The organism is Nocardia neocaledoniensis, assembly GCF_003182135.1.
Lineage (GTDB): Bacteria > Actinomycetota > Actinomycetes > Mycobacteriales > Mycobacteriaceae > Nocardia > Nocardia neocaledoniensis.
The window spans coordinates 1-16,904 of record NZ_QGTL01000008.1; the positions used below are offsets into that span (position 1 = coordinate 1).

A 16,904-nucleotide genomic window follows, 5' to 3' on the forward strand; every position below is an offset into this window, starting at 1 on the left:
AGCATCATCACCACCATCAAGATGGCGATCACGGCGAGGCCGATGCCGCCGATGATCACCCAGCGCGGGACGCCGCGACGTTTGGGCGGCTCGGATGTCTGGTAGTTCATGGTCGTCTCCTGGTTCGAGGATTCTCGACGCCACCAGTCTTTGCTATACAAACTGTCTCTGTCAATACGTATCGTCCAGACTATGTCGTTGCGTATAATTGAGTATGTCGAAACTCTGGAACGACACCATCGAGGAGCATCGACGTGGTGTCCGCGAAGCGATCCTGGACGCCACCTGGGCGCTGGTGAACGAGCGTGGCCCGACCTCGGTGAAGATGTCGGAGGTCGCCGAGCGAGCCGGAATCGGCCGGGCGACGCTGTACAAGTACTTCCCCGATGTCGAAGCCATCCTCGCTGCCTGGCACTACCGCCAGATCACCCGGCAGGTCGCCTATCTCGGCGAGATTCGCGACGGCGCAACCGGTCCCATGCAACGCCTTCACGCGGTCTTCGGTGCTTACGGTCACCATCAGCGTCGCCGGGCGCAACATCACCGGCATCAGCCCCATGGCAGTGAACTGGCGATTTTGCTCCATCGCTCCGATGGGCAGGTCGAGGCGGCGCAGCGTCAGTTGCATGCGCTGGTCGCCGACCTGCTCGCCGACGCGGGCCGGGCGAGGGAGATCCGTTCCGACGTCACGGCCGACGAGCTGGCGACCTATTGTCTGCACGCGCTGACGGCAGCTGATGCCCTGGCCGATGATCAGGCGGTCGAGCGGTTGGTGGCCGTTGTCATGGACGGACTGCGACGCCAGGCCTGACCGGGATCCGATGTTTCAGTGCCGGGTTCTGGTCAGCTTCGTGGCCGTGACCGCGCTGGTCGTGGTCTACCTCGGCCGATCGACCGGCCGCGTGGTCTTCCCGTACGACAGCTCACCCGCGGCAGCCGCGGGCCTAGACGTTGCGTTCGCCCGAGCTCGCCGCCACGGGATCGGTCTCGGTCTGACTGTCCTGCCCGTCGACCCGGACGGTCTGCAAACGCGCGCTACTGATGCCGACGACCCGCTGTGCCGCTGGCGATACGCGAACCCGGACATTCCGCTGAGGGAGCAACTCGTCTCCGAACCGATGGAACACGCACTCGCGACAGCCTCCGCCGGCGCGGCGCTGGTCGTGATGCCCCAGCGCCGTAGGCGGTTCGGTCTATTGGCGCGCGAACCTTCGTCGCTACCCGCCAGCTGATCAGCACCGCCTCGGTCCCCGTCTTGTCGTCGTCCATATCGGTACCACGCAGCCCTGCTGCCGCGACAGGCGCCCGACAGCGGCACAGAGACTCATATTGTCAGCGCCCGGCAACGCTTCCGGGTGGCCATTCCGGCAGAGGCAACGGGGAAGACACAGGCGGAGGTGTCGACTGGCCCTCCGCCAGCGGATGGACTTCGCCCGTGAGCGCAGAAAGCGCCCCCGCGACCTCGTGAACGCTCGCCCGAACGTAGGTCAGCGTGGCACCGCCCGGAGTGTAGTGGACCGCGTGAGCGGCATACGCACGCGCAACGGCGAAACCGAAGTTCCGCTCCACCCACGTCAGCACCGTGTGCCGAAGCCAATGGGTACTGATCTGCTGTGTGGCAACCCAGGGCAGCTCTCGGCCCGCGCGCATCCACAGGTGGTCATATCTGCGGCGGGTGATCGGACGGCCGTGCCGGTAGCGCAGCAGCTGCTCGCCCGGCGCGGCGCCCCGATCGCCGTGGGTGGTGAGCATCGCCAGCAATGTCGACGAGACCGGTTGCCAATGAACCGTGCCACCCTTACCGCGCAGCTTCACCAACCGCTGACCGACGTCCAGATCGGAGGGCCGCAGCGCCAGAGCGCTGCCCGTGCGGCACGCGGTCTCGAGGTGCAGACGCAGCAACAGCGTGTCGAGTTCCTTGTCGTCGCCCGTCGTGGTCACCGCATCGATGATCGCACCCAGCCGATCGGCTGCGATGGCACCGCGGGGGCTCGGAAGCCGGCGAGGCTTCGCCAACTCCATGGCAGCATTGGCCGCTCTGACATAGCCGTCGCTGGCGGCATAGCGATACAGGTACCGCAACGCACCGACCATGTGCTCGGCAGCCGACCGACCGTCACGAGAATTGCGGCGGTACACCGCCCGCGCGCGGGTCTGCTCGACCAACGCCTGCATCTCCAACGTCGTTGGGTCGTCGATGCGCCGCGAACCCCAGTCCTCGCGCAGTCGTTGCCAGTACGGCCGGTAGGTCCGCAATGTTCCCGCCCGGACCGTCGGGATGATGCGCGCGATGTACTCGTCGAACGTCGGGACCGGTCCGGGATTCGATTTGGACACAAGGTCTTCGGCTTGAACACCGAGCTGCTCGAGAAGCCGTCGCGCGATGTTGTGCGGAGACTCAGTCATCGCAGACTCCGGACCACCGCGACCACCGCGACCACGCGGAATCCGCCGCAGTCACTATTCCACACGGCCGAGCCGAGACCGAGAAGAGCATGAATGAACATCGGACAACCTTTCTGCCCGATCAACGGCTCTTCCGCACTCCAGTAGACCTGAACTCGACCGCTCGCGCCATCAACCGGCCAAGGCCGCCGACCTAAGCGGGACCGGTAATACGTATGCGCATTGCATGATTGCCGTCGCCGGTCGTTGGTTGTCACGCCTGGGTGAGCTCTGGCTTTCAACCCTTATCCGCCGGTATCAAGCGGAACGTGAATCACTCCGCGCCCAACACTTCCGCACAACATTCCGCTGCACCGCTAGCCCACGCTGCCCACACTCCACCGCTACTCTCACGCCACCCCCAACCCCAACCTCCACTCTCCGCCCCCTTAAGCGATCAGACATCTTGCATCTCGGAGTTCTTGGGCCAGCTGGCCGGACACAATTCGATTACGCCCAATGTCGAAAGTTGCCCAACGTTGCCTATAGTTGTCGATCGTTGCTCAGAGTGACTTGGGTCGCATCAATTCGCCCTTGCGGCAGTCGAATTCAGGGGTGCCTCATGGAGACATGGTCGCCACTATGCATAAAGTCGCCGCAGGCAACGGCTACGAGTACTACATGCGAAACACCGCCGCCAACGACACCACCGCGCGCGGGCGCGCCTCCCTGTCGGAGTACTACAACGAACACGGCGAAGCCCCCGGAACCTGGTACGGCACCGGACTCTCCGCACTCGGCATCGCCGAGGGTTCGGAGGTCACCGAAGATCAGATGAAGAACCTGTTCGGGGAGGGGCTACACCCGAACGCTGATGAGGTCCGCGAACGCGTCAAAGCCCAGCACCTCGATGCCGGAATCGAGCCGTCCGATGCAGCCCGCCGCGCCGAAAGGGCTACCCGCCTGGGCAACCGATATGCCGTCTACACAACGGTTTCCGACTACCGAAAGGCCAAGTCACAGGCATACCGCGACCACAACACCAGCGTGGGCGCATGCGTCACCGCCCACATTCCCGACGACACCCGCGCCCGCATGCGCACCGACGTCGCCACCGCCATGTTCACCACCGAATACAAACGCGCACCGCTGGACGCACGCGAACTGTCGGGATGGATCGCCAAGAACTCACGCCCGGACCGCACCGCGGTCGCCGGTTACGACTTCACCTTCAGCACCGTGAAAAGCATCTCGGTGCTGTGGGCGATCGGCACACCGGAAATTCGGACGGTGATCGAGACCGCCATCCGCCGCGCGGCCACCGACGCGTTGACCTGGGCAGAGGACAATGCGTTGTTCACTCGGCTGGGCCGTAACGGTGTCCGACAAGTCGATGTGCAGGGCATGATCGCCGCGACGTTCGAGCATCGCGACTCCCGCGCCGGTGATCCCGACCTGCACATCCATGTCCTTTGGGCCAACCGCGTCCTGACCAGCGACGGCAAGTGGCGCACCGTCGACGGCAAAACTCTGCACGAAAGCGTCGTCACGGTCTCGGAAATCTTCGACACCCGCGTCGAGCACTACCTGGAAATCGCGCTGGGAATCCGGTTCGAAACCCGCCCCGACCGCACCCCCGACCAAGTCCGAGTCCGCGAAATCATCGGCGTCCCTCTGGAATTGATCCACCATTGGTCCCGGCGCGCTGCCGCGATCACCGACCGACTCGACACCCTCACCGCCCAATGGCAGGCCACGTTCGGGCATGAACCCGGACCGGGCCAGGTACACCATCTGGCCCAGCGTGCGACTCTGGAAACCCGTCCCAAGAAGCATGTTCCGGGTTCTCGCACCGAGCAACGCGCCGCCTGGCGGGCCGAAGCGGAAGCGCTGCTAGGCGGCCCCGACGCGGTAGACGCCATCATCCCGGCTGTCCTGGCCGCCCGACACACGCCGCGTCCGGTACCGGATCGTGCGTTTATCACCCACATCGCCGACCAAGCATTGGCGGCGGTTTCCCAGCGGCGCGCGACCTGGCGCGAATTCAACCTCCGTGCCGAAGTCGAACGCCAAATCCGCGGCAACGTCGCCCCCGACGACTGGCCACGCGTCGTCGATGAGGTTGTCGAACAAGCACTCTCGCCGACCTCGGCCATCGCGCGCGGCGATCCCGACGTGACCGAGCAACCCGACCTACGCGCGGTCCCGACCTGGCTTCGCCGCAGCGACGGCACCCCGATGCACACCCGCGCGAATTCGCGGATCTACACCACCGAATCCACATTGGCCGACGAAGCCGAGCTCATCGCGCTCTCGGTCGAACCCGGCGGACGCATCCTCGACCCAGGACACGTCGCTATCGCGGTCGCGGACTACAACACGACACACCCCGACGGACCACTGAAGCCCGGCCAAATCCGCGTCATCGAATCGTTCGCGACCGCCGGAATGCGCGTGCAGACCGCCAACGCTCCCGCCGGAACCGGCAAGACCACCGCCATGGAAGTCCTCACCACCGCATGGGAATCCGCCGGGGGGACCGTGCTGGGCATGGCACCCACGGCGGCCGCCGCGTCAGTGTTGGGTGAGTCGATCGGCACCCGTGCCGAAACCGTGGACAAACTTCTCCACGTCATCGACCGACACCACAGCGACACCGCGACCACCGAACACCCGCCGGTCCTGCCGCAGTGGGTACTCGACATCGACCACACAACGTTGGTCATCGTCGACGAACACGTCACCTTGCCGACCGCCAAACGCCTGCAACTGCTTCGGTATCTGACCGGACGGGGAGCGACCGTTCGATGCATCGGCGACGACCAGCAGCTCCCAGCGATCAACGCCGGTGGCGTCGACGCCGACATGGCCGACGCCTCACCACAACAAACACCCGCCCTGTCCGACGCGGTGCGGTTCGCCCATCGAGGAGAAGCGCTGGCCTCCAAAGGGATACGCGAGGGCGACCCGACCGCCCTGGCGTGGTACCTCGACAACGGCCGAATCCACGCCGGACACCTCGGCAGCGTCTACGAAGACACCTACCAAGCCTGGGCCGCCGACACCGCAAACGGCTCCGATGCGGTCATGCTCGCACCCACCCACGACATCGCGACCGCGCTGAACGTCCGCGCCCGCGCACACCGGATCGCCCACAGCGACCCGCCCACGGGAACCGCCGCCGACTCGCACGTGTTCCTTGGCGACGGGTTGGTGGCATCAGCCGGTGACACCGTGCGCACGCGCCGCAACGATCGTCAGCTCCGGTTGGGTGAGCACGATTGGGTACGCAACGGTTACACCTGGACCATCCGGCAGGTTCACACAGACGAGTCGGTGACCGTCGTGCGGCGCGTACACGGTCGCGATACCGCCGCCGTCGTGCGTCTACCGGGTGAGTACGTGCGTGAACATCTGCACCTCGGCTACGCCACCACCATCGATTCCGCGCAAGGCATCACCGCGGATTCCTGCCACGTCGCCCTATCCGGGCGTGAGTCACGCCAACAGTTCTACGTCGGGATGACCCGCGGGCGCCACACCAACCACGCCTACATCGCCACCGCACTCGATGGCGCCGAAGGCGATATCTACACCGTGACCGCCCACTACCCACGCACCGCCGTCGAACACCTGACCCACATCCTCGACCGTGATGGCACACGAAAATCCGCCCACACCGAACTCCGCGACGCACTCGACCCCACCCGCCGCATTGGCCACGCCGTTGACATCTATCTCGACACACTCGGTATGACCGCCGAACACGCCATCGGCACAAGACGACTCGACACCATCGACCGAATAGCCGACCGCCTCGTTCCGGGGCTGACCGACAGCCCTGCCTACTCGGTTCTTCGGCAGCATTTGGCGATGCTCGCCCTTGCCGGGGCCGACCCGATCACCGAACTACGCACAGCCATCGCCGCGCGGGAACTCGATACCGTGACCGACCCCGCCGCCGTCCTCGACTGGCGACTGGACCCCACCGGCAAGCACTCGACCGGATCTGGCCCGCTGGCCTGGACGCCCGGACTCCCTGCTGGCACGACCTCAGCGGTTGAACCTGACACCCTCGCGCCGGTGCAAGCGCGAGAACGGATCGTGGCAGAACTCGCCCGACAGGTCAGCGACACCGCCCGCAAGTGGACCCCTGGTACCGCCCCTAAGTGGGCACGACCGCTACTCGGCCGAGATCCTGAACTACTCACCGACCTCGCCATCTGGCGCGCAGGGTTACACGTGCCCGAGGCCGACCACCGACCGACCGGACCTACCAGACACAGTGCGATCGAACGCGCTCACCAACAACGGTTGCAACGCCGCATCCTCGAAGTCGACGGCAACACCCAACTACCCCAACGCCGATGGGCAGCCACCGTCGACCGCATCGACCCCCGCATCAGTGCCGACCCGACCTGGCCTGTCATCGCCACCCATATCGACGCAGCGGCCCAGGACGGCATCGATATCGAACACCAGCTCACCGAGGCCAGCCGGACCCGGCCGCTGCCCGATGAGATGCCCGCAGCTGCACTCTGGACCCGCCTGGACATCGATCCCGCCAGCCTTGAGACCAGTGATACCCCCACCGAAGCACCCGGCGCTTCCATCGATGCTGCGGTCAACGCCGCTGCCGCATTCGGCCATGGCGCGAGCGCAGCCGTTTCCGATTTCGAAGCCGATTTCGAGCCCGGAACCGATCAGGACCATCAGCGCGGAGCAGGCTACGACCTGGACTGGTAGCCGTCGTTAGGCCCGGTGACAACGAGCGGAGCTGGGGGCATACCCGTCCTGTCTGTGCGCCCTACACTGGCTCGGGCAAGGTCGGTGCCGCGCGATAGGCGGTCGAAGTAGGAGTTGTGGTGATCCAGGCTGTTGTGTTCGATGTCGGCGAGACCCTTGTAGACGAGACCCGGGAGTACGGCACCTGGGCGGACTGGTTGGGCGTTCCGCGCCACACCTTTGTCTCGGTGTTCGGCGCGGTGATCGCCCAGGGGCTGGACTACCGGGAGACGTTCCAGGTGTTCAAGCCGGGTTTCGATTTGGATCAGCAGCGCCAGGCGCGCGCGGATGCAGGTAAGCCCGAGTGGTTCGGTGAGGACGACCTCTACCCGGATGTGCGCCCTGCCCTGTCGAAGCTGCGTGAGATGGGTGTCTGGGTGGGCATCGTCGGGAACCAGACTGTGCGCGCTGGCGGCCTTCTGCGTGGGCTCGATCTGCCGACCGACTTCATCGCGACCTCCGATGACTGGGGTGTGGCCAAGCCTGATGTCGCGTTTTTCGAGAAGGTTGTCGAGGTCGCCGGATGCCCGGCCGATCAGATCATCTACGTCGGTGACCGCATCGACAACGACATCACGCCTGCTGTGAAGGTGGGGATGCGGACCGCCTACATCCAGCGCGGGCCGTGGGGATGGATTCACCGGGACCGGCAGGATGTCAAGGAGCTTTCGGACTGGCGAATCGACAGCCTGTCCGAGCTCCCCGACATCGTGAAGGTCGAGCGCTAGCCGGAGAGGGAGTTGACGGTTGTATGCCAGTCGTACAACCGCTCATCCAACGCCCTCACCTCAGGCAGGGAGTCCCACTTTCGCAGGTCCTGCCGGACCACCTTGATTCGGTCGAGAGTCGTTGCGTACCAGTACTCACCGATCCCGTCCAACGCATCCTCGAGGAAGCGGCACGCTTGCTCAGGAAGCTTGTCCAACACACACGCAGCGGCGGCATCGGCGAGGTAAACCGACCGCTGTTTCACCGATTCGGCAGGAAGTTCGTCGAGCACTTGCCGCAGCGTCTCCAACGCCAAGCGGCCATCACCCGCCGATATCAGGGTATTGGCTTTGAAGCCCGCGAGCCGCGTCGGGGAGAACCAATCCAGCCACTCCGGCGACGGCCGATCCTGCGGATCATGCTGGACGTAGGACTGTTCGGCGTGTCGGATCAGACTCAGAGCCTGACGAGTGTTGCCGAACCGAGTCTCGACTTCGGCCTCAACCGCATCGAGCCAGGCAGTCAGCTCATGGTTTCCGTCGCCCCGCCGTGCGAATGCTCGGGCCGCACGAACGCGCTCCCTCGCTTCCTCGGCTCGCTTGGCTACACCGGAGAACGCAGGGACAAAAGCCATGTGCGCAAGCACCGCACAGCCCAGCAAGGCATCGGCCGCTTCGTGGGCAGCCTGGAGTGCGAGAACAAAACTGGCCTGCGCCTCCTCGGGCTGTTGGAGGTCGAAGAACTCGAGGCGGCCTGCGAGCAGCGCCGATTCTGACACGGCTCTGGCCAGGGAGGTCGTAGCGCGTACGTCGATCTGTGGGATGAGATCGGCCCCCAGCCGAGCATGATCAGAGACGGATCGTTGCAGCTGCTTTGCTGGCAGTGACCAGTACATCCCGCGATGAGCGACCGTGATCGCCACATAGTTCTTCGCGACGGTCGCCGGCAGCTCTACGCCGCCCATCACACGCCGATTGCGTCCAGATTTCTGATTTCCATTGGTAGTCAACGACTCTCGCGACCTCCGCCCATCCGCGCCATTCGGCCACGGTGGCGTGAATCCAAGCTCTGTTATGGGACGTTTGAACAGAGCTTCCAGGGCGGCGGCGTGTTCTGGATGCGGCCACGGTGGGTCTGTTGACTCCCAGCGTCGTACGGTGCGTACGGCTACCTCGATGCGGAGTCCGATCACGCGCGCAGCGTCGGTCAACGCCTCAGCCAGAGCCGCTTGGGACCGGTACCCCAATGCTTGCCGGGCCGCGCGCAAAGCCGCATTCCCATTGTTTGCCATGCGAGCGAGAATAGTCCGCTCTCAGGACATTTGACGAGGTGCAGGTTTGCTCACGGCCGCGATATGTCCTCTTGTTTGTCCTTCTTTCGGCCGATGCAATCGGTCAATGTTGTTCTCGCGGTTCCGCTGAGCTTCCCTAGCAGCCCGCCTCGTCACAGAAACGGACATCCGAGATGGATGACACGGAGGAACGATGAACGAGCCCGACCCGTCAGCAGGTCAGACCAACACAGTCCAGACTGGGCCGCTGGCTCCCCCGCGTTCTATCGAACCCGCCTCTGCCCATGGCGAAGGCGGTCGCGAGCTTGCCGAGTTGCTGGAGAGCCTCGAGAGCCTCGGGCTGATCCACTCAGACCTGCTGCCCCAGCGCGATCCCGGAGGCCATCTCGCCGGGTTCGGCCCCACTCCAACCAACTACATCGGCGCTCCGGTGACTGAGTTATCCCAGGTCGCCGCTGCTGTCCGCGAGTGGGCCTCACAACCGTCGCGGTGCCGGGATGAATCGTCTCCCGGCACCGCTGACCTCACCGATGACGAGTCCTTTGAGTCCTTGTCCCGTGGTGTGTCCTCAGCATCGCTACCGCCTTGGCTTCCTGTCACATCTATTTCCCTGCAACAGGATTCGATGATGGGCCGCATGTACCGACTGGCGCGACACCTGGCCCCTGTGCGCACGAGGAGTGAGTCGTGACGCACGCGGAACCCGAACCTGCCCTGCTTGATTCGCCGCAGTCGCGCAGCCTGTTCTACCGGAAGCTCTGTGGCCTGCCGACCGTCGTCGACCCGGTTACCGGTGCGATCACGATGCGCGCCGGGGCCGAAGGTGCGGTGATGATGCCGATCCAGTTGGCGACCCGGGTCAAGCTCGAGTTGGACCGTGCAATCAACAGCCCGTACCCGATCATCGGCCACCCGAAAGCGGGCATGTGGAGCTTCCTCGTGCGCACCGACGCCGAACCGGTCGGACCCACCGTGGCCGCACAGTTCCGGCGCGCGCGAGTGATCGTCATCCGTGACGGCGACATCGTCTTGCCCTCACCGGCGCCAGACCAGTGGATCGCCAGAACCTGGGTCGCCCCGACCGCCACCCCGTTCCGGCCCTCGGCGAAAAGCGTTCTACGCAGCGTGCGCAGGTGCTTGGCATCGGCCGAGCCTCGCCCCGACCTACCCCACCCCTGACCCACGCGACCCACGCGCGCGGTCTGACCACCTGAATGGCTTTGACGCCGCAGCGATCCCAGCGCTGAGACCGACCGGCCTCGAGGGCGGGGAGGTCCCCCGGAGGACGCCGCCCCCGCGACCTCCGGGGGCTTGGCAAGCCTGCAACGCAGCCTCATCGACCTCGAAGACGCCACCACGAACCAGCGCGGCTACAGCTACGACCTGATCCCCGGGCTACTGCAAACCTCGGCCTATGCCCGCGCGGTCATCAGCGCGTGCGTCTCCGCGCTCGAGGTTCCCGACGACACCGAAGACACCGTCACCGCCCGCCTGCACCGGCAAGCCGTGCTCGACGCCCCCGAACGACACCTGACCGGACCGCGCCGGACGGGCGGCCCCGGAGTCGTTCCCCGGCAATCTCCGGGGCACACCAATTTCGATCCGCAGAAAGGAGACCCCACGTGAGCGACCCCGACTGCTCCTGACCCGGCCCCGACATCGCCCGCTTGCGCAACGTCGATGTAGTCCGGGCGATCAGGCGGGTCCGGCGGCGAGCATGATCGTGGCGCACAGCCGATCTCGCCGCCGGCGCAGGGGCCAGCACCAGACCCTGACACCACAGTGGTTATCGAAATTCGAAAGGTTGGAAACCCATGATCTCCATGACCCTCGCCGAGGTCGCTCGAGCGGTCGGCGGTCGGCTCGATTCTGTCAACGACGACCAAGTGACCGTCACTGCACCGACTGCGTTCGACTCCCGCCAGGTCGAGGCTGGCGGACTGTTCGCCGCGCTGCCCGGCAAACGCGTCGACGGCCACGACTTCGCCACCGCCGCAATGGACAACGGCGCAGTCGCGGTCTTGGCGACCCGCCCGACCGGTACCCCGGCGGTCATCGTTGACGACGTGGTGACCGCCATGAGCGATCTGGCCCACGACGTGGCCACCCGCTACACCGGCCGGGTGCTGGCCATCACCGGTTCGGCGGGCAAAACCTCCACCAAAGACCTGCTCACCCAGATCCTGTCCCGTCACGGCAGTGTCGTGGCCACCCAGCGTTCGTTCAACAACGAGATCGGGTTCCCACACACCGTGCTGCGGGTCCAAGCCGACACCGACTTCCTCGTGTTGGAAATGGGCGCGCGCGGGCGCGGCCACATCAGCCACCTCGCCGCGATCGCCCGCCCGCAGATCGGCGCAGTCCTGGGCATCGGCTCGGCCCACATCGGCGAATTCGGCAGCCGCGAGGCGATCGCGGTCGCCAAACGCGAACTCGTCGAAGCCCTCGATACCTCCGGTATCGCCGTCCTCAACGCCGATGACCCACTGGTGGCGGAGATGGCCGACCACACTCGCGCCCAGGTCCTGCGCTTCGGCACCGGACCCGACGCCGACGTCCGGGCCGAGGACATCACACTCGACGCCAGCGCCCGCGCGCGGTTCACGTTGCGCCATGGCGACGATGCCGCCCCGATCGCTCTGGGCGTGGTGGGCGTGCATCACCTGACCAATGCCCTCGCCGCAGCCGCACTGGCCTTGAGCGCCGGAGTCGGATTTGCCACCGTCGCCGAAGGACTCAACGACGCTTCGCTGGTATCGGGCAGCCGGATGGAGGTCACCGAACGCCCTGACGGAGTGACGGTGATCAACGACGCGTTCAATGCCTCGCCGGAAAGCGTCGAAGCCGCCCTGTTGTCGCTGGCGACGATCGCGGCCACCCTGCGGCCCACCGTCGCGGTGCTTGGAGAGATGCGCGAACTCGGCGACACCGCACCGGCCCTGCACCAAAAGATCGGTCGTCAGGTCGCAGATCTGGGCATCGGCACACTGATCACCGTCGGCGGCCACCACGCCGAACTCATGGCCGCCGCCGCCCGCGACGCAGGCTCCGCACAAGTCACCCATGTCGAAGCCAAAGACGAAGTGCTGGAACTGCTCACCGAAGGTCTGCGCGGTCGCGACGTCGTCCTGATCAAGGGTGCCAACTCCGCTGGCCTGTTCGAAACCGCCGCAGCCCTCGCCGCCGGTCATTGACCGGCAGGAACGAAACACCATGAGAAGCAAAGACATCGTGGCACTGGCCCGAGCAGCCTGCACCCAGGCTCAGGTCCCCGCCGCCCGGATCGAACCGATCCGATTGCGCGACAACGCCATGCTGCGCACCGACACCGCAACCATCATCCGCATACACCAACGCGGAGAACTGGCGACCGCGGTCCGGGAACTACGCGCCGCGGACTGGCTACGCTCCCACCACGTCCGCGCACCCGAACCACTGGTGCCCGACCCGGTCGTAGTCGCCGAACACCCGGTCACCTTCTGGGAAGACCTCGGATCAGGCGGACCCGCCGAGGCCGCCGAAACCGGGGCGATGCTCGCACACCTGCACTCCCTGCGTGTGCCCAGCCACCTCGGGCTGCCCAACTTCACCCTGCCCGACTTCACCAACCGCATCCACCAATGCCTCACCAGCGATACAGACAAGGCGTGGCTGCGTCGCTACGCCAGCGACCTTGCCGCACGGTGGAACGCGCTGGAGTGGCCGAGTCCGTGGTGTGTCATCCACGGCGACCCGTCCCCAGCCAACACCATGGCAGCAGACGCCGGAGGACACGTCGTGGACCTAGAGCGCTGTTGCATCGGCCCCCCACAGTGGGACCAAGCCACCGTCGCCTTCCAGTCCGACACTCTCTCCGACCCACCGGAGCGATGGAAGCAGTTCGCCGATGCCTACGGCACCGACGTCACCGACTGGGAGGGGTACCCGGTGATCCGCGACGTCCGATCATTCGAGTTGTGCCTGTTCGCGCTACGACACGCTGCGGTCTCCGACCACGCCCGCCGCCAGGCCGACTACCGGCTGGCCTGCCTTCATGGGCACCGGGGCTTGCGGCCGTGGAGGTGGGTTGCGCCCTGACCGAGTGCCGAAATGCGTATCTCATCTGTAGGCGCGATTGCTACCCAGCAACATCCGATAATGCCGAGTTGAGGGTCTTTCGGTGGTTGCAGAGCGTGGCGGGGGAAGACTTCGCCACCTAGCTAGCATCCCACGTCAGAACCAGACATCCCCGCGGATGCCAGCTGAATTCTCACGGGAGACGTGGCCAGATCTCCATCCAACCATGCACTTCGGCTGCCTCAGCTTCACTGCTGTGTTGAAGATCTCGAAGCACGATGAGTTCGTTCTTGATTTGCCGGAGCTCACGGATCCGCTCGATCGACAAACTCTGCCAGCGCGAAGAGTCGGAATTTGCGCGATCGAGTTGACCGGAGTGGCGATCGAGAAACCATCGGTAGATGGAGGCACTGTCGCGCACTGGATCGTCGATGGCGGGACCGAACCTGTTGATCATGGCCACACGCAGGGTCATGGCATTCCGGACCTGATTCTGCCGATAGGACTTGTCGTCGGTCGTCTTGGCGATCAGTTCTCGAACCGCGATCGAGACACGGGCCCAGTCGAGAGCGGTCTTTTCCTCGATGCGCATCGCTTCTTGTCCGGCGACTTCCGCCAGCCCGAGCCAGTTCGATTCAGCCGACGACGGCGCACGCTCCCGCAGCCAGTCCTCGACGTTGGCGGGTGCCAGCAGGACAAGCTGATCCAGCAGTTCCGCAGCGCTACTCATCACTGTCCTCCGCAGACTAGGAAGACGGTCCCGAAGAGCTCGAAACCTTCACGGGAAACTCTACGTTCCCCGGTCCTCCATGCAGCTCATTCGTCCTCGGTTGGTCCAGAAACGAACAGTTGGGAACGTGCTACTTTGCCGCGACCCGCGCGATCCTGAGAACCGCGGCGTCGAGCCTTACCGCCCCCATAGGAGTCCCCGTGCCCATCGAGTACGAAGCGAAGATCCTCGACATCGACCCCGACACCATCGAGCGTCACATCCTGGACAAGGGTGGCCGCAAGCTTGGCAAGCGATTCATGCGCCGCTACGTCTACGACATCGCCCCCGGGGTCGACAGCAAGTGGATCAGGCTGCGCGACAACGGAGATCGCACCACACTCGCGGTGAAAGAGATCACCAGTGACGCCATCGACGGCACACACGAGGTGGAGGTGAGTGTCGATGACTTCACCGCGACCAACGCCCTGCTCGAGATGATGGGATTCTCTGCGAAGTCATACCAGGAAAACAAGCGGGTCAGCTTCACCCTCGACGGTGCACAGCTGGAACTCGATACCTGGCCCAGGATCCCGCCGTATCTCGAGATCGAGGCCGCAACCAAGGCCGACGTGATCCGTGTCGCCGAACTGTTCGGCTTTGCCGAAGCAGATCTCACCGGCGAGAACACGATCAAGATCTACGCACGCCATGGAATCGACCTCAACACGATACGAGAACTGCGCTTCTGACGACGGCACCCGCATCCTGCTGCGGAGCACAAGAACAGCACAACTCCGAACGGCCCCGGTTGCTCACCACAACGTGAGCGTCCGGGGCATTCAGATGCGACATGTACCGCGCCAATCTGCCCGCCGCCACGGACCGCGACGGCGCCTACCGCTACGAGCGAAGAACCCGAACCTCCGCGCGAGTGCAGCCGAGGGCGAGCCGGTTGAGCAATCCATTCGGACCGCCCTCAGGGCTGTCACGCGGTCGGGAGGTCGAGCTCGGTGAACCGGTGATCGCGAGTCGGTGTTCCTGCCGGGTGCCCGGCCCCGCGCGCGAGAGGGTGTGGCTCGCCGGTGAGGACCGCCAGTGCGGCGGCAACTTCGTGCAGATGGGATTTAACGTAGGTGTCGGTCGTGCCGGAACTCTTGCCGTGGTGTCCGGCGAAGGCCCGAGCCACCGCGTAACTGAACGTTCTTTCGACCCACGTCAAAGTGGTGTGGCGTAGCCAGTGTGCCGTGACACCTTGGGCGGTTACCCATGGCAGTGACTCGCCGACCCGGGCCCAGATGTGGTCGTATCGGCGGGCGGTGATCGGGCGCCCGTACCCATAGCGCAGCAACTGGCCGGTGAAGGGCGCCTGGCGTCGGGTCGCGTGGTCGTCGAGGTGTCGCATCAAGGTTGGTGACACCGGCTGCCAGCGATCCGAGCCGCCCTTCTCTCGCAGGTACACCAGGCACTGGTCTCGGTCGAGGTCTTGCGGGCGCAAGGCCAGCGCGCCGCCGCGACGGCATGCGGTCTCGAGGTGGAACCGCAGGATCAGGCTGTCGAGTTCGGGGTCGTCACCGGAGGTGGCCGCGACCTGGCAGATCTCGGCGATCTGGGATGACGGGATCGCGTAGCGCTGTGACGCCCGGCGGGACGGGATCGGCAGCTGCCGTGCTGGATTGTCTTGTGGGCGAACCCATCCGGCTTCCTCGGCGTAGCGGTAGACAGCGCGTACCGCGGACACGAAGTGTTCGACCGCGCTGGTCCCGCCCCGGGATGCCCGGTTGGTGCGGGCGGACGCCTGGACCATGCGTGTGAGTTCTTCGAGTTCGTGACGGGTGGGCTCGGTCAACGACCGGTCCGGCCAACGGGATTCGAGTAGGTCCAAATGGGTCCCGTAGGTGCGGGCAGTGCCCGCCGACAACCGTGCCCGTACACGCGGGATCACTTCGGCGAACGTCGGTGCTGCGGGGGCGCTGCCGATGAGGTCCGCCGCGGTGATGCCCATCTGGGTCAGTAGCAACTGTGCAGCGGCCAAGGTATCTGCGGTGGGGGCAGGGCGGACAGGGCTCTGGATCGTCACAGCGAGTCCTCCAGGATTCGTCGGCTCTCACGAGTCAGGGCGTCGAGCGCGGCATCAACAACCGCTTTCGTTCGCGGTGGGCTACCAGCAGCACCCGGTCGCCTTCAAGTAGCCGTACGCGTCGGCGCTGGCGGAACGGAACTCGGAAGAACCCGGCACCGGTCACCTGGACAGGGCCGTCGCTGACGGTGTGCACAAGGACGAGGCCGCCCTCCGTGCACGACATCGTCAACCGGGTCCCCGGAGACCAGTTCAGCGCCGAAAGCACTGCGCGGTCGGCAACACGGCCGGCATCACCGACCACGGCGACGCCGTAGGCGAGATCCGGGTCGGCGGTTCCCGGGACGACGCACACCGGGAGCGGTCCGTGGATGCGGTCCTGGAGTGCGGTCTGGGGCGGAATGAGTGGCTCGATCACCGGCGATCACCACGCCCGCGGCCGGGTGCCAAGAAGGTGTGAAAAGTGGCATGGATGCCACCCAGTGAATCTTGTTCACGCAGGTCAGGTCCCTGCATATCGTGTCTCCTCCGTGTGCGAGTGCACTCGAACACGCGGAAGCCCTGATCTGGCCCGAAAGCCAGGAATCTGTGCGCGAGGGGGGACTTGAACCCCCACGTCCGTGGACACCAGAACCTAAATCTGGCGCGTCTGCCAATTTCGCCACTCGCGCTGGATGTGTACGACCGTCCAAACTCTACCGGGCAAAACCGGCTACGCGAAGCAGGGGGGCGGCGTGGCGTACTCGTGGGTAACACGACCTGGGGTTATAACGATTCGGTAACTCCCAATGTGAGGGCCACTCATGTTTGCGAAGCGAAGTAACAGGCCTCACCTGCGGGTTCAAACGTGAGGGAGGGTCATGTTTCAGATAATTTTGGTACGGCCGTGC

At 65.2% G+C, this 16,904-nt stretch carries 14 protein-coding genes and 1 tRNA gene; 9 read left to right on the top strand and 6 right to left on the bottom strand.

Annotated elements, in window-relative coordinates:
* Positions 1-214 precede the first annotated feature (214 nt).
* Together DFR69_RS21165 and DFR69_RS21170 are read left to right on the top strand one after the other, a co-directional pair.
* The gene (locus tag DFR69_RS21165; protein WP_110039364.1) at positions 215-811 is read left to right on the top strand and encodes a TetR/AcrR family transcriptional regulator; all 597 of its coding nucleotides are present in this window, start codon (positions 215-217) and stop codon (positions 809-811) included.
* 46 nt (positions 812-857) lie between these two features.
* Entirely contained in the window at positions 858-1,232 is a 375-nt protein-coding gene (locus DFR69_RS21170; RefSeq protein ID WP_146229386.1) for a hypothetical protein, read from the top strand.
* 100 nt (positions 1,233-1,332) lie between these two features.
* Here DFR69_RS21170 and DFR69_RS21175 read toward each other — a convergent pair whose 3' ends face one another.
* Positions 1,333-2,406, bottom strand: coding sequence for a tyrosine-type recombinase/integrase (locus DFR69_RS21175; RefSeq protein WP_110039366.1), 1,074 nt, complete (start codon positions 2,404-2,406; stop codon positions 1,333-1,335).
* Between the two features lie 621 nt (positions 2,407-3,027).
* Here DFR69_RS21175 and mobF point away from each other — a divergent pair.
* Both mobF and DFR69_RS21185 read left to right on the top strand, forming a co-directional pair.
* Positions 3,028-7,131 carry a MobF family relaxase gene (gene mobF / locus DFR69_RS21180; protein WP_167456352.1) on the top strand — a complete coding sequence of 1,368 codons (4,104 nt, stop codon included), beginning with the start codon at positions 3,028-3,030 and terminating at the stop codon, positions 7,129-7,131.
* A gap of 119 nt (positions 7,132-7,250) precedes the next feature.
* Positions 7,251-7,898 (top strand): HAD family hydrolase, encoded by a 648-nt coding sequence (locus DFR69_RS21185; protein WP_110039599.1) that lies wholly within the window; start codon positions 7,251-7,253, stop codon positions 7,896-7,898.
* On the opposite strand, the gene DFR69_RS21190 is transcribed toward DFR69_RS21185, so the two are convergent.
* Complete coding sequence (locus DFR69_RS21190) at positions 7,895-9,169, bottom strand: NsdA family TPR-like regulatory protein (RefSeq protein WP_146229387.1); 1,275 nt, start codon at positions 9,167-9,169, stop codon at positions 7,895-7,897. The two genes, DFR69_RS21185 and DFR69_RS21190, sit on opposite strands and share 4 nt — an antisense overlap.
* Before the next feature lie 687 nt (positions 9,170-9,856).
* On the opposite strand from DFR69_RS21190, the gene DFR69_RS21195 reads away from it, so the two are divergent.
* The 4 genes from DFR69_RS21195 to DFR69_RS21210 all read left to right on the top strand — a co-directional run bounded on the left by DFR69_RS21195 (position 9,857) and on the right by DFR69_RS21210 (position 13,246).
* Positions 9,857-10,348: a DNA-directed RNA polymerase subunit beta gene (locus DFR69_RS21195; RefSeq protein WP_110039369.1), complete on the top strand. Its 492-nt coding sequence runs from the start codon at positions 9,857-9,859 to the stop codon at positions 10,346-10,348.
* A gap of 132 nt (positions 10,349-10,480) precedes the next feature.
* Positions 10,481-10,795 carry a Scr1 family TA system antitoxin-like transcriptional regulator gene (locus tag DFR69_RS21200; protein WP_110039370.1) on the top strand — a complete coding sequence of 105 codons (315 nt, stop codon included), beginning with the start codon at positions 10,481-10,483 and terminating at the stop codon, positions 10,793-10,795.
* Positions 10,796-10,983: 188 nt separating this feature from the next.
* The gene (locus DFR69_RS21205) at positions 10,984-12,363 is read left to right on the top strand and encodes a UDP-N-acetylmuramoyl-tripeptide--D-alanyl-D-alanine ligase (protein WP_110039371.1); all 1,380 of its coding nucleotides are present in this window, start codon (positions 10,984-10,986) and stop codon (positions 12,361-12,363) included.
* Positions 12,364-12,382: 19 nt separating this feature from the next.
* The gene (locus DFR69_RS21210; RefSeq protein WP_110039372.1) at positions 12,383-13,246 is read left to right on the top strand and encodes a phosphotransferase enzyme family protein; all 864 of its coding nucleotides are present in this window, start codon (positions 12,383-12,385) and stop codon (positions 13,244-13,246) included.
* A gap of 172 nt (positions 13,247-13,418) precedes the next feature.
* Here DFR69_RS21210 and DFR69_RS21215 read toward each other — a convergent pair whose 3' ends face one another.
* Entirely contained in the window at positions 13,419-13,955 is a 537-nt protein-coding gene (locus tag DFR69_RS21215) for a hypothetical protein (RefSeq protein WP_110039373.1), read from the bottom strand.
* A gap of 200 nt (positions 13,956-14,155) precedes the next feature.
* On the opposite strand from DFR69_RS21215, the gene DFR69_RS21220 reads away from it, so the two are divergent.
* Positions 14,156-14,686 (top strand): class IV adenylate cyclase, encoded by a 531-nt coding sequence (locus DFR69_RS21220; protein ID WP_110039374.1) that lies wholly within the window; start codon positions 14,156-14,158, stop codon positions 14,684-14,686.
* Between the two features lie 236 nt (positions 14,687-14,922).
* On the opposite strand, the gene DFR69_RS21225 is transcribed toward DFR69_RS21220, so the two are convergent.
* The 3 genes from DFR69_RS21225 to DFR69_RS21235 all read right to left on the bottom strand — a co-directional run bounded on the left by DFR69_RS21225 (position 14,923) and on the right by DFR69_RS21235 (position 16,685).
* Positions 14,923-15,741 (bottom strand): tyrosine-type recombinase/integrase, encoded by an 819-nt coding sequence (locus DFR69_RS21225; protein WP_244198382.1) that lies wholly within the window; start codon positions 15,739-15,741, stop codon positions 14,923-14,925.
* A 307-nt stretch (positions 15,742-16,048) separates the two neighbouring features.
* Positions 16,049-16,432: a hypothetical protein gene (locus DFR69_RS21230; protein WP_110039376.1), complete on the bottom strand. Its 384-nt coding sequence runs from the start codon at positions 16,430-16,432 to the stop codon at positions 16,049-16,051.
* A gap of 171 nt (positions 16,433-16,603) precedes the next feature.
* Positions 16,604-16,685: transfer RNA gene (locus DFR69_RS21235), tRNA-Leu, on the bottom strand.
* Between the last annotated feature and the right edge of the window lie 219 nt (positions 16,686-16,904).